Origin of the sequence: Arthrobacter sp. JSM 101049, assembly GCF_041679245.1 — a bacterium.
Lineage (GTDB): Bacteria > Actinomycetota > Actinomycetes > Actinomycetales > Micrococcaceae > Arthrobacter_H.
In genome coordinates this window covers 243,733-255,666 of record NZ_JBGFFC010000001.1, presented here as the reverse complement: position 1 = coordinate 255,666, position 11,934 = coordinate 243,733, and the positions used below count along the sequence as shown (strand labels likewise).

Genomic DNA, 11,934 nt, shown 5'->3' with positions numbered 1-11,934 from the left:
CGCCAGTGCCGGCGAGCGGCAGAGCGTCGGGGAGAAATCCTACGTCCTGGACACCTCGGTCCTCATTGCCGATCCGCGTGCCGTGCTGCGCTTCGCCGAACACGAGGTGATCGTCCCCATCGTGGTCATCAGCGAGCTGGAGAAGAAACGCCACGACCCCGAGGTCGGCTACTTCGCCCGCAAGGCCCTGCGCCTGCTCGACGAATTGCGGATCGACCACGGGGGCCTGGACAAGGCCCTGCCCATCGGGGACGACGGCGGGTCGCTGCGAATCGAGCTGAACCACATCTCCACCGAGGTGCTTCCCGTCGGCTTCCGCGGGGCGGACAACGACTCGCGTATCCTCGCCGTGGCCAAGAACTTCTTCGACGAGGGCCGCGACGTCACGGTGGTCTCCAAGGACCTGCCCATGCGGGTGAAGGCCTCGGCCATGGGCCTGCAGGCCGATGAATACCGCAACGGTCTGGTCGCGGACTCCGGATGGACAGGCACCGCCGAACTCGACGTCGCCGATGCCGACGTGGAGGATCTCTACAACAACGAACCCGTGCTCATCGAGGCCGCCGCGGACCTTCCGGTCAACACGGGCCTGGTGCTGCTCTCCCACCGGGGCTCGGCCCTGGGCCGGGTGGGCGACGACGGGCTGGTCCGGCTGGTCAAGGGCGACCGCGACGTGTTCGGGCTCCACGGCCGCTCCGCCGAACAGCGGCTGGCGATCGACCTGCTCATGGACCGCCACGTGGGCATCGTCTCCCTCGGCGGACGGGCGGGCACCGGAAAGTCGGCGCTGGCCCTGTGCGCCGGCCTGGAGGCGGTCCTGGAGCGCGGGGAACACAAGAAGGTCGTGGTCTTCCGCCCGCTCTACGCGGTCGGCGGCCAGGAACTCGGGTTCCTGCCCGGTTCGGAGGACGACAAGATGAACCCCTGGGCCCAGGCGGTCTTCGACACGCTGGGGGCGCTGGTGTCCAAGAACGTTATGGACGAGGTCATCGACCGCGGCATGCTCGAGGTCCTTCCCCTGACCCACATCCGGGGCCGCTCGCTGCACGATTCGTTCGTCATCGTCGACGAGGCGCAGTCCCTGGAGAAGAACGTGCTGCTCACGGTGATGAGCCGCATCGGGCAGAACTCCAAGATCGTGTTGACCCATGACGTGGCCCAGCGCGACAACCTGCGGGTGGGCAGGCACGACGGGGTGGCAGCGGTGGTCGAGACGCTCAAGGGCCACCCGCTCTTCGGGCACATCACCCTGACCCGGTCCGAACGCTCGCCGATCGCCGCGCTGGTGACCGACATGCTGGAGGAATCCGGCGCCTAGCCCTTCGTCGAGCGCACCACCTTCGCCGGCGAACCCACGACGATGGACCCTTCCGGAACGTCGCGGGTGACGACGGCGGCAGCGGCCACGACCGCATTGTCGCCGATCGTCACCCCCGGCAGGATGGTCGCGTTCGCCCCGATCCAGACGTTGCGGCCAATGACCACCGGCGCGGGGTGCATGTCCGCCCGGCGTTCCGGTGCCACGTCGTGGTTCAGCGTGGCGATGACGACATTGTGCCCGATCAGGCAGTCGTCACCGATCCTGATCCCGCCCTGGTCCTGGAACTTGCATCCGGCATTGATGAAGACGCGGCGCCCGATTCTGGTGTTCTTGCCGAAATCCGAGGAAAACGGCGGGAAGAGCGTGACGGACTCGTCGATGGGCGCCCCGGTCAAGGCCGCGAGCAGCTCGCGCACCCGTTCGGGCTCGTGGTAGCCGGCGTTCAATTCACCGGTGATGCGCAGCGCCTCCTGGCTGGTCCGGTGCATCACCCGGTGCCAGGGGGAGTCGCCGGTGATGGTGTGGCCGGCGTTTAGGGCCGCCAGGAGGTCGTCGAGTTCCATGGTGTCCTCGGGATCGGGGTGGGGAGAAGTGGTGGAGGCGTGTCAGCTCAGGCGTGGTCCTGGCCTCGGACGACCCACGGGATGTGGTCGCGGACGTCGGTGAGGTGCATGGAATGTTCGACGAAAAGATCGTCGAGCATGTACTCGTCGGTCGCGTGGATCACCAGACGGTGCCCATGGCCCCGAAGGGGGCCGTCCAGGGCCTCGCTGTAGACGCAGACGGCCGTTTCGCGGTCGATCCGCAGCCTGGTCTGGCCGGCCTCGAGCAACGGGAAGCCCTCGGTTTGCGGCGTGTAGGTGAGGTTCGGGGAAACGACGGCCTCCATGACGGCGCGCCCGGCGTAGCGGGTCTCGGAGAGTTCGTGGATTTCGACCGCGTTGGACAGGGGGAATTCGAGCGGAACCGGGGCCGAACCCGCCAGTTCCACGGGATCGAACATGGCAGGCCACCGGGCGTCGCCGAACACCGGGTCGCCGTAGTCGGCTTCCGGACGGCGCGTGACCAGACCGTCGTCGTCGTACACGGGAGTCACCAGCCGTGGGGGCAGCAGCCATGAAGCGCGGTTTCCGGAAACGTAGAACGCGTCGCGGGAGGCGTGGATCGAGGTGGTGCTGAAAAGCAGGTCCCCGTCCGGGTCCTCGACCCGGAGCGCGTCGGGGCGGCGCAACCAGGCGCTGACCCGGGGGACGGCCTCGGGACCGGGGTCCCCGGGACGGTCGACGAGGGCCGGCGCAGAGAGGGAATCAACAGGGACGAAGTCCTCCTGCCGGTCCAGGGGTGCCACGGGGGTGCGGGCGGGCGGCATGGGGGGAACCGAGTCCGGGGACCCGGCCCCGGTGAACCATTCGACGTCGAAGCGCAGCGTCTTCCAACGCCACGGCGAGGACCGGCACAGCCTGCGGAAAGCCGCCGCGTCCTCGCGGGAGACCACGGTCGGTCCCCCGGGTGCCTGAGGGGTCGAAGGTGTCTGCATGTCCACAGTCTAGACAGTGGTGGCCCTGCCTGCCTCCAGCCTGCGTTAGCGTAAGGGAATGCTCGAGGCGATCCAGACACTGCGGAGTTCCGCACCCGCGGCACTGGTCCCGCTGGTCCTGGCGCTCGTGCTGTTCGCCGTCAACGGGACCCGCTTGTTCTGGATCGATGCGCGCACGCACCTGCTGCCCAACCGGATCATCGTGCCCTGGTACCCGTTCGCCATCGTGCTGCTGGGTGCCTCCGCGGCACTGGCCGGGGACTGGGCCGGGCTGGCCAGGACGCTGTTGGGAGGCGCCGCGCTCTTCGGGTTCTATCTGGTGTTGCATCTCATCCAGCCGCGCGGGATGGGGCTCGGCGACGTGAAGCTCGCGGGGATCCTGGGACTGTATCTCGGATACCTGAGCTGGTCGCACCTGCTGCTGGGCACGCTGGCGGCATTCGTGCTGGGCTCGGTGGTCGGGATTGCCCTCATCGTGCTGCGCCGGGCCGGGCTGAAAACGGCCATCGCGTTCGGCCCGTACATGCTCATCGGGACGGCCGGGGCGCTTCTCGTGGCAGGCTAGGGACATGCCGACCCCCGAATTCATTGTGTCCCTGCGCGAGAAGATCGGCACCGACCCCCTCTGGCTGCCCGGGGTCAAGGCCGTGGTCCACCGGGACGACGGCGCCCTGCTGCTGGTCAAACGCGCCGACAACGGACGGTGGACGCTTCCGGCCGGGATCATCGAGCCAGGGGAGGAGCCGGCGGCCACGGCAGTCCGCGAGGTGTTCGAGGAGACCGGAGTCGAGGTGGACGTCGAATGCCTGGTCGGCGTCGGGACCACCGATCCGGTCACCTACCCCAACGGCGACCGGGCGCAGTATCTGGATCTGGTCTTCGCCTGCCGGTACCTTGCTGGGGCGGCCCGTGTGAACGACGACGAGAACACCGATGTCGCCTGGTTCACGGACGCCGAACGTCCGGTCCTGCCCCCGAAGCATGCCCGCGCCATCGACTGGGCACGTTCGGCGCAGGCCGGTGCGCACTTCGTGCGCTGACCCTGCCCGGCGCAGGGCACGCCTCATCGGGCGGGGCCGGTGGGGAGCCCCGGCCATGGCCTTGGACGGTCCGCGGGTCTAGGCTGGCGTCACGGAAGCCGCCACTGGTCGCCACCGCTTCCCGCAGGGTTGCGTGGCGCGAACCGAAAGGGGAGACCATGGGAACAGAGCAATACCACGAACCACCCGAAGAACTCTCGGAGGAAACCCGGACGTTTGCGCGCATGTGCACAAACCTCACCGAAGAAGCCGAGGCCATCGGCTGGTACGAACAACGGATTTCCCTGGAGACCGACCCTACGGCCCGCGCGATCATGGAGGATTCGCTGGGCGAGGAGTTCAAGCACTTCTGCATGGAGCTGGAATACCTCTTCCGCGTCAAACCCCAGTGGGGCCGGACGGCGCGGGGCACGTTGTTCCGGGAGGGCGACATCGTCGCCAACGGAACAGCCGCCGAGGAGGCAGCCGGATCCGCGTCCGGTCCGTCGCAGGGTGCGTCGGGGTCCTCCGGGGGCACCGACGGGTCCCTGGGAATCGGTTCGTTGAAAGGAAGCGCCTCATGACCACCAACCACCTGCTGCGCGAGCTGGCCCCCATCACGGATGCCGCCTGGAAACTCCTCGACGACGAGGCCCGTGACCGCCTGACCACCACCCTGGGAGCTCGTAAGCTTGTCGATTTCTCGGGTCCCTTCGGCTGGGACTATTCGGCCACCAACCTCGGCCGGACCGAACGGTTGCCCAGCCCCGACGGGGAGGGGATCGTCGCACAGCGGCGCCGGGTGCTGCCGCTGGCGGAGATGCGGGTGGACTTCACGGTCTCGCGCGCCGAGCTGCTCGATGCCGAGCGCGGGGCAGCGGACGTCGACCTGGGCAACCTGGACATGGCGGCGGTACAGATTGCCAGCGCCGAGAACCGCACCGTGTTCCACGGGTGGCGGCAGGCGAACATCACCGGGATCACCCAGGCGACATCGCTGCCGACGGTACCGCGGGTGGAGAACTTCTCCGACTACCCGCAGCGGGTGGCCCGGGCCGTCGACCAGCTGTTGGAAGAGGGCATTTCAGGCCCGTTCGGCCTGGCCTTGGGCCCGGGGCACTACACTTCGGTCGTCCAGGCCACGGAGCGTGGCGGCTACCTGCTCTCCGAGCACCTGCGTCGCATCCTCGAGGGGCCGATCGTCTGGGCCCCGGGAGTGCAGGGGGCGGTGGTGATGAGCCTGCGCGGAGGGGACTTCCTGTTCGAGTCCGGGCAGGACCTCGCCATTGGCTACAGCCACCACGACGCCGACGACGTCCACCTCTACCTGGAGCAGAGCTTCAGCTTCCGGGTGGCGACGCCGGAGGCAGCAGTGCACCTGACCGCAGGAGACGACTGAGGCAGCGCGCCCACCCGGCGGCGGGCGCAACCGGCCGGGGGCACGAACGGGTGCGGCGCCGCGCCCCGGAAGGGAGCGCGGCGCCGCACCCGTTTCCGTCCCGATTCCCTGCTCAGGAACCGTCGGATGATCCGGTGGACTCCGCGGATCCGGCCCAGTCCGGCTGCTTGCCCGCGCGCTGCTCGGCTTCGAGCCGGAGCGCTTCTTCGCCCGAGACGGCTTCGCCGCGGGCCACTATGCCGGAGGTTTCGGACAGGGGGATCTGCTTGAGCAGCAGGGCCAGCACGAAGGCCATCAGGATGAACGGGACCAGGTACCAGAAGACCGGTGCCAGCGAGTCCGCGTAGGCGGTGACGATGCCGTCCTGCAGGGCCTGGGGCAGCTTGTCCATGACCGAGGGGTCCAGCGTGGCGGTTGCCTGGCCGGCATCCGAAGCGGAGGCGCCGGCCCCGGTGAACACCGCGGTGAGCTTCTCCGCGAGGTTGTTGGTGAAGATCGCGCCGAAGATGGCCACGCCCAGGGACGCGCCGACCTCGCGGAAGTAGTTGTTCGTGCTGGTTGCCGTCCCGACCATCTCGGCCCCGACGGCATTCTGCACCACCAGCACGACAACCTGCATGATCAGGCCCAGGCCCGCCCCGAAGAAGAACAGGAAGACGCAGATCAGCCACAACGGGGTGTCCGCGGCGAGGGTCGTCATCGCCAGCATGGCGGCCGCGGTGAGCAGGGTTCCGGCGATCGGGTAGGCCTTGTACTTGCCGGACTTCGAGATCGCGATGCCCGACCAGATGGATGTTCCCATCATGCCGGCCATCATCGGCAGCATCAGCAGTCCGGAGACCGCTGCCGAGGTGCCCGAGGACATCTGCAGGAACGTCGGGACGAAGGCGATGGCGGCGAACATGCCCAGCCCGAGGGTGAAGCCGATGGCCGTGGCCGTGACGAACACGCGGTTGCGGAACAGCGAAAGAGGGATGATCGGATCGTCGGCACGCAACTCGGCGACGATGAAGGCCGCCACGGCGATGAGCAGGCCCGCGCCCCACATCCACGTGGATCCCGCGGTCCAGCCGTGGTCGGCGCTGCCGCCGAAGTCGGTGAAGAAGATCAGGCAGGTCGTGGCGATGGACAGGAAGACCACGCCGGCGATGTCGATGCGCCGGGTCGCCTTCTTGTTCGGCAGGGTCAGGGCGAACCAGGCGATGGCGAAGGCGGCGATGCCGATCGGGATGTTGATGTAGAACGCCCACTGCCAGGTCAGGTGGTCCACGAAGAAGCCGCCCAGCAGCGGCCCGGCCACGGCCGAGAGGCCGAAGATGCCGCCCAGCGGGCCCATGTACTTGCCACGGTCCGAGGCGGGGATGATATCGGCGATGATCGCCTGGGAGAGGATCATCAGGCCGCCGCCACCGAGGCCCTGCAGGGCGCGGAAGAAGACGAAGACCCAGAAGGTTCCGGCGAAGGCCGCGCCGACCGAGGCGAGGGTGAACATCCCGATGGCGATGAGGAAGAGGTTGCGCCGTCCGAGCACGTCGCCGAACTTGCCGTAGATGGGCATGACGATGGTGGTGGCCAGCAGGTAGGCGGTGGTGATCCAGGCCTGGTGCTCGACGCCGCCGAGCTCGCCGACGATGGTGGGCATCGCCGTGGAGACGATGGTCTGGTCGAGGCTGGAGAGCAGCATCCCGGCGATCAGCGCCGAGAAGATGATCCAGATGCGCCGCTGGGTCAGCGCGAGCGGCCCGGAGGCCTGCGGGGGAGCGAGAGTGCTCATGGGGTTCCTTGTGTCGCGACGGCCGTCGGTGCGCGGCTCGCGCCGACGGGGAGGTAGGGGTGGCGTGGGGGTGCGTGCACCGCCATGCCGGGGCTGCCGAGTTCCGGGGAACCGGCGGAACGCCGTTGCCGGCGCCCGGATCAGGTCTGGAAGAACCGGGCCGCGTGGTCGAAGACCTCGGTCAGCAGTGCCGTGTAGCGCTCCTGGGCCTCGGTGGGTGTCTCGTCGATGGCCGACGCGGCCTCCGTGGCCCCGTCGCATCCTTCGCCGTGCCCGAAGAAGCGCTCGAAGCTGGACATCGTCAGGTGGGAGGCCAAAGCCGCCGCTGCGTCGGCGAATGGATCGCCGGCCGGCAATCCCTCGCGGCGGGCGATGAGCTCGGCCAGGTCGCGTTGGCGTTGGCGGGCCGATTCGATCATCCGCTTCATCAACGCCGGTTCCGAGTGCATGACCTGCATGTACTCGTGGACGTCCGTCGGCGGTACCTCCATGCTGGCGTAGACCTGCACGATCAGCTCCAGCATGGCGTCCTTCAGGGGCACCGGCTGTGCCGACCCCGGACCGTTCGCCGCGGCCACCGGACCGGAGTCCAGGAAGGCCTGCGCAAACGGTTCCAGCGGGTCGGCCGACTTCGCCCCGAGGACGGCGTCCTCCTTGGTGGCGAAGTAGTTGAAGAAGGTGCGACGGGAGACCCCGACGGCCTCGCACAGTTCCTCGATCGTGAATCCGTTCAGTCCACGATCGGCGGTGAGCGTGCGGGCATGCGTCGTCAGCGCGGCATAGGTTTCCCGCCGCCGACGTTCCCGCGGCCCGAGATCTCCCGTTGCACTTTCGTTCATATAGTGCATCTTTGCACCTTAGTGCCTGAAGTGCATAATTTTTGACCTACGGGGTTGGCCACAGACAGCGGAAGGCGGCTCCCCGATCGGGAGCCGCCTTCCGGCGTCGTGCTGGTGCTGCTGCTACTGGCCCGAGGGCGAGGTCATCGTCGTGACGTCCAGGGCCGTGTCGAGCTGTTCCTCGGTGAGTTCGCCGCGCTCGAGGTAGCCTAGGGCGACCGTCGCCTCGCGGACGGTCAGGCCCTCCGCGACCGCCTTCTTGGCGATCTTCGCCGCGTTCTCATAGCCGATGAACTTGTTCAACGGGGTCACGATCGAGGGGGACGCCTCGGCCAGGAAACGGGCGCGCTCCACGTGGGCGGTGATCCCGTCCACCATCTTGTCGGCCATGACGCGGCAGGTGTTGGTCAGCAGGCGGATGGATTCGAGCAGGTTCGCCGCCATCACCGGGATGCCGACGTTGAGCTCGAAGGCGCCGTTGGTCGAGGACAGCGAGACGGTGGTGTCGTTGCCGATGACCTGGGCCGCGACCTGGATGGCCGCCTCGCTGATGACCGGGTTGACCTTTCCGGGCATGATCGAGGAGCCGGGCTGCAGGTCGGGGATCGCGATCTCGCCCAGGCCGGTGTTCGGACCCGAACCCATCCAGCGCAGGTCGTTGTTGATCTTCATGATCGAGTAGGCGATGTTGCGCAGCTGCCCGGAGGCCTCCACGAGCCCATCACGGTTGGCCTGCGCCTCGAAGTGGTTGCGGGCCTCGGTCAGCGGCAGGCCGGTGTCCTCGGCGAGCAGCTCGATCACGCGTTGCGGGAAGCCGGCCGGGGTGTTGATGCCCGTGCCGACCGCCGTCCCGCCGAGGGGAACCTCGGCCACGCGCGGCAGGGACGCCTCGATGCGTTCGACGCCGTAGCGCATCTGCGCCGCGTAGCCGCCGAACTCCTGGCCCAGGGTCACCGGGGTGGCGTCCATGAGGTGGGTGCGCCCGGACTTCACGACGTCGGCGAATTCATCGGCCTTGCGGCCCAGGCTCTCGGCCAGGTGCTGCAGGGCGGGGACGAGGTCGTTGAGCAGGGCGTCGGTGACGGCGACGTGGACGGAGGTCGGGAAGACGTCGTTGGAGGACTGCGACGCATTGACGTGGTCGTTGGGGTGGACGCGGGATGCGCTGCCGGCGGCCTCCAGCGAGCGGTTGGCCAGGGCGGCCAGGACCTCGTTGGTGTTCATGTTCGAGGACGTCCCCGAGCCGGTCTGGAAGACATCAATGGGGAAGTGCCGGTCGTAGTCCCCGGAGGCGACCTGGTCGGCCGCGGCGACGACCGCCCGGGCGAGCTCGTCGTCGAGCACCCCCAGTTCGGAGTTGGCCAGCGCCGCCGCGCGCTTCACCCGGGCCAGGGCCTGGATGTGTCGGCGCTCGAGCGTCTTGCCGGAGATCGGGAAGTTCTCGACGGCGCGCTGGGTCTGGGCGCTGTAGAGGGCGTCGGCCGGAACCCGGACCTCGCCCATCGTGTCGTGTTCTATGCGGAAGTCATCCTTGCTAGCCATGACTTCACCATACGCCGCCGGGGCCCTGGGCCGGACCCCGGACGGCGTCATGTGGTCGACATCGCGCGCCTAGAGGTTTCCGAACCCCGAGACCATTTCGGCCTTCCCCTCCTCGAGGCGGTAGGTCACGCCGATGACTGCGGTTTCACCGGCATCGACGGCGTCGGAGATGATCTTCGAGGAGTCCACGAGGCGGTGGGTGGACTGCTTGACGTGTTCCTCGACCGTGGTGTTCACGTCGGTGATCCCCGCGCGCTGGGCCGTGATGACCGAGGGCGTGATCCGCTCGACGAGGTCGCGGATGAACCCGGGGGGCATCTCGCCCGAGTCGAAGGCCTCCATGGTGGCGGTGACCGCGCCGCAGCTGTCGTGGCCCAGGACCACGATGAGCGGGACGTGCAATAGGGCGACGCTGTATTCCAGCGAGCCGAGCGCCGCATCGTCGGGGACATGCCCTGCCGTGCGCACCACGAACACGTCGCCGAGGCCGACGTCGAAGATGATCTCCGCAGCCAGCCGGGAGTCGGAGCAGCCGAAGATCACGGCGAAGGGATGCTGCGTGTTGACCAGGGCTGAACGGCGGGAGGCGTCCTGGTTCGGGTGGTTGGTGCTGCCCGCGACAAAGCGTTCGTTGCCTTCGCGCAGCTTGCGCCACGCGTCAGCGGGCGTCAGGGGAACAGGGGTCTTTTCACGGGATTCGTCTGCCATGGCAAAAGACTACATCCGCGCCCGCCACACTACTTTTTCGTTGCGGAATGCGTATCCTGCAGGACCGCGTGCGCTGCCTGGCGCAGGACGCCCTCGCCGGAATCGGAGGTAAGCAGGATCGTTGAGCCCTTGCCCTGGTGTTCCCAAGTGACGTCGTCGTCGTGCGCATAGGTCCTCCACTCGGTGCCCTCGACGTCCACGGTTCCGACCTGGGCGGCATCGTCGGTCATCTTGGCGATCCATCCGGGAGTGGCATCGGCGGTTTGGCGGATCCGGACGAACCCGTCGTCGCCGGTGACGAAGCCGACGTCCCAGTAGTCGATCTTGTCGGAGGTCCCCGCCGTCCAGCGGGCGAAGTTCGGGTACCAGCCCTCGGGCATCGCGGGGGAGACCGGGGTGAAGTCCGCGGCCTGCCCCGCCTGCTCGGCCACCACGGGGACGTTCACATCGGGCTTGAACCGGTCCGCGTTGCTGGCGGGGTTCAGGGCGATGACGGGGATGGCGACGGCGACGGTCAACAGCACGGAGATGACCATGCCCTTCAGCGTCTGGTTGGCGCGCTTGGCCTGGGCAGGCGTCAGGACCGGGGTGACCGGCGCGTCGTCGTCTTGCGGCGTCTGGGGTGCTTCACTCACCCCTCCATTGTCCCCGATTTCTCCGGTGCCCGATGACGGTGCCTGCGACACCACCACGTCATGCGCCGGTCCACCCGATAAGGTGGAGGTGTTGCCCCCGGGCACCCACACCCACTCGACGACGAGGATGACCGTGACAGAAGCCACGAACTTTGCCCACCTGTCCCCACGACTGTCCGTCGGCGACGCCGAACCGGACCGCAACCTGGCGCTGGAACTCGTGCGCGTGACGGAAGCGGCGGCCATCGCCGCCAGCCCCTGGGTCGGGTTCGGCGACAAGAACTCCGCCGACGGAGCCGCCGTCGACGCGATGCGCTCGCTGCTGTCCACCGTGTCCGTCAACGGCACCGTCGTCATCGGCGAGGGCGAGAAGGACGAGGCGCCGATGCTGTTCAACGGCGAACAGGTCGGCGACGGCACCGGCCCCGAGGTCGACGTCGCCGTGGACCCGATCGACGGCACCCGCCTGACCGCGCTGGGCATCAACAACGCGGTCGCCGTGCTGGCCATGGCCGAACGCGGGTCCATGTTCGACCCCTCCGCGGTGTTCTACATGGAGAAGCTGGTCACCGGCCCCGAGGCCGCCGAGCTGGTGGACCTGCGCCTGCCGGTCAAGCAGAACCTCTACCTGATCGCCAAGGCCAAGAACAAGCCGATCAACCAGGTCACCGTCTGCGTGCTGGACCGCGACCGGCACAAGCCGCTGGTCCAGGAGATCCGCGAGGCCGGGGCACGCACCAAGTTCATCATGGACGGCGACGTCGCAGGGGCCATCGCCGCGACCCGCGAGGGCTCCGGCGTGGACGCGCTCATGGGCATCGGCGGCACCCCCGAGGGCATCGTCACCGCCTGCGCCATCCGCTCGCTGGGCGGGGTCATCCAGGGCCGGTTGTGGCCCACGGACGATGACGAGAAGCAGAAGGCCCTCGACGCCGGCCACGACCTGGACCGGGTGTTGACCACCACCGACCTGGTCACCAGCGACAACTGCTACTTCGCGATGACGGCCATCACCGACGGCGACCTGCTCACCGGGGTGCGCTACAAGAACGACAAGATCTTCACCCACTCCATCGTGATGCGCTCCAAGTCGGGCACCATCCGCACGGTCGAAGGCGAGCACCAGTCCCGCAAGTGGGCCCCCTACACCCGCTGATCCA

13 protein-coding genes are annotated in these 11,934 nt (G+C 68.2%); 6 read left to right on the top strand and 7 right to left on the bottom strand.

What is annotated here, in order from left to right:
* Positions 1-46: 46 nt before the first annotated feature.
* Complete coding sequence (locus tag AB8M85_RS01080) at positions 47-1,318, top strand: PhoH family protein (RefSeq protein ID WP_372697684.1); 1,272 nt, start codon at positions 47-49, stop codon at positions 1,316-1,318.
* On the opposite strand, the gene AB8M85_RS01075 is transcribed toward AB8M85_RS01080, so the two are convergent.
* Complete coding sequence (locus AB8M85_RS01075) at positions 1,315-1,884, bottom strand: DapH/DapD/GlmU-related protein (protein WP_372696930.1); 570 nt, start codon at positions 1,882-1,884, stop codon at positions 1,315-1,317. The genes AB8M85_RS01080 and AB8M85_RS01075 overlap by 4 nt on opposite strands.
* Before the next feature lie 47 nt (positions 1,885-1,931).
* Positions 1,932-2,858, bottom strand: coding sequence for a hypothetical protein (locus AB8M85_RS01070; protein WP_372696929.1), 927 nt, complete (start codon positions 2,856-2,858; stop codon positions 1,932-1,934).
* 58 nt (positions 2,859-2,916) lie between these two features.
* Here AB8M85_RS01070 and AB8M85_RS01065 point away from each other — a divergent pair, with 58 nt between their 5' ends.
* The 4 genes from AB8M85_RS01065 to AB8M85_RS01050 all read left to right on the top strand — a co-directional run bounded on the left by AB8M85_RS01065 (position 2,917) and on the right by AB8M85_RS01050 (position 5,276).
* Positions 2,917-3,423, top strand: coding sequence for a prepilin peptidase (locus tag AB8M85_RS01065; protein WP_372696928.1), 507 nt, complete (start codon positions 2,917-2,919; stop codon positions 3,421-3,423).
* A 4-nt stretch (positions 3,424-3,427) separates the two neighbouring features.
* Positions 3,428-3,898 carry an NUDIX domain-containing protein gene (locus tag AB8M85_RS01060; RefSeq protein WP_372696927.1) on the top strand — a complete coding sequence of 157 codons (471 nt, stop codon included), beginning with the start codon at positions 3,428-3,430 and terminating at the stop codon, positions 3,896-3,898.
* A gap of 158 nt (positions 3,899-4,056) precedes the next feature.
* On the top strand, positions 4,057-4,461 hold the full coding sequence (locus AB8M85_RS01055) for a hypothetical protein (protein WP_372696926.1): 405 nt from the start codon (positions 4,057-4,059) through the stop codon (positions 4,459-4,461).
* On the top strand, positions 4,458-5,276 hold the full coding sequence (locus AB8M85_RS01050) for a family 1 encapsulin nanocompartment shell protein (protein ID WP_372696925.1): 819 nt from the start codon (positions 4,458-4,460) through the stop codon (positions 5,274-5,276). Before AB8M85_RS01055 ends, AB8M85_RS01050 begins: the two co-directional genes overlap by 4 nt.
* A gap of 112 nt (positions 5,277-5,388) precedes the next feature.
* Here the strand turns inward: AB8M85_RS01050 and AB8M85_RS01045 are convergent, their stop codons facing one another.
* The 5 genes from AB8M85_RS01045 to AB8M85_RS01025 all read right to left on the bottom strand — a co-directional run bounded on the left by AB8M85_RS01045 (position 5,389) and on the right by AB8M85_RS01025 (position 10,774).
* Positions 5,389-7,050 (bottom strand): MDR family MFS transporter, encoded by a 1,662-nt coding sequence (locus tag AB8M85_RS01045; RefSeq protein WP_372696924.1) that lies wholly within the window; start codon positions 7,048-7,050, stop codon positions 5,389-5,391.
* A 140-nt stretch (positions 7,051-7,190) separates the two neighbouring features.
* Entirely contained in the window at positions 7,191-7,889 is a 699-nt protein-coding gene (locus AB8M85_RS01040) for a TetR/AcrR family transcriptional regulator (protein WP_372696923.1), read from the bottom strand.
* A 123-nt stretch (positions 7,890-8,012) separates the two neighbouring features.
* A complete protein-coding gene (locus AB8M85_RS01035) occupies positions 8,013-9,431 on the bottom strand; it encodes a class II fumarate hydratase (RefSeq protein WP_372696922.1) in 1,419 nt (472 codons plus the stop codon).
* 69 nt (positions 9,432-9,500) lie between these two features.
* Entirely contained in the window at positions 9,501-10,139 is a 639-nt protein-coding gene (locus AB8M85_RS01030; RefSeq protein ID WP_372696921.1) for a carbonic anhydrase, read from the bottom strand.
* A gap of 29 nt (positions 10,140-10,168) precedes the next feature.
* A complete protein-coding gene (locus tag AB8M85_RS01025) occupies positions 10,169-10,774 on the bottom strand; it encodes a DUF4245 domain-containing protein (protein WP_372696920.1) in 606 nt (201 codons plus the stop codon).
* Between the two features lie 127 nt (positions 10,775-10,901).
* Here AB8M85_RS01025 and glpX point away from each other — a divergent pair, with 127 nt between their 5' ends.
* Positions 10,902-11,930 (top strand): class II fructose-bisphosphatase, encoded by a 1,029-nt coding sequence (glpX, locus tag AB8M85_RS01020; protein ID WP_372696919.1) that lies wholly within the window; start codon positions 10,902-10,904, stop codon positions 11,928-11,930.
* The last annotated feature ends 4 nt before the right edge of the window (positions 11,931-11,934 follow it).

Bases quoted from the DNA above. Each gene is read 5' to 3' on its own strand.
- AB8M85_RS01070 (WP_372696929.1), bottom strand. From the start codon at position 2,858: ATGCAGACACCTTCGACCCCTCAGGCACCCGGGGGACCGACCGTGGTC.
- AB8M85_RS01045 (WP_372696924.1), bottom strand. From the start codon at position 7,050: ATGAGCACTCTCGCTCCCCCGCAGGCCTCCGGGCCGCTCGCGCTGACC.
- AB8M85_RS01055 (WP_372696926.1), top strand. From the start codon at position 4,057: ATGGGAACAGAGCAATACCACGAACCACCCGAAGAACTCTCGGAGGAA.
- AB8M85_RS01040 (WP_372696923.1), bottom strand. From the start codon at position 7,889: ATGAACGAAAGTGCAACGGGAGATCTCGGGCCGCGGGAACGTCGGCGG.
- glpX (WP_372696919.1), top strand. From the start codon at position 10,902: ATGACCGTGACAGAAGCCACGAACTTTGCCCACCTGTCCCCACGACTG.
- AB8M85_RS01075 (WP_372696930.1), bottom strand. From the start codon at position 1,884: ATGGAACTCGACGACCTCCTGGCGGCCCTAAACGCCGGCCACACCATC.
- AB8M85_RS01030 (WP_372696921.1), bottom strand. From the start codon at position 10,139: ATGGCAGACGAATCCCGTGAAAAGACCCCTGTTCCCCTGACGCCCGCT.
- AB8M85_RS01065 (WP_372696928.1), top strand. From the start codon at position 2,917: ATGCTCGAGGCGATCCAGACACTGCGGAGTTCCGCACCCGCGGCACTG.
- AB8M85_RS01050 (WP_372696925.1), top strand. From the start codon at position 4,458: ATGACCACCAACCACCTGCTGCGCGAGCTGGCCCCCATCACGGATGCC.
- AB8M85_RS01060 (WP_372696927.1), top strand. From the start codon at position 3,428: ATGCCGACCCCCGAATTCATTGTGTCCCTGCGCGAGAAGATCGGCACC.
- AB8M85_RS01035 (WP_372696922.1), bottom strand. From the start codon at position 9,431: ATGGCTAGCAAGGATGACTTCCGCATAGAACACGACACGATGGGCGAG.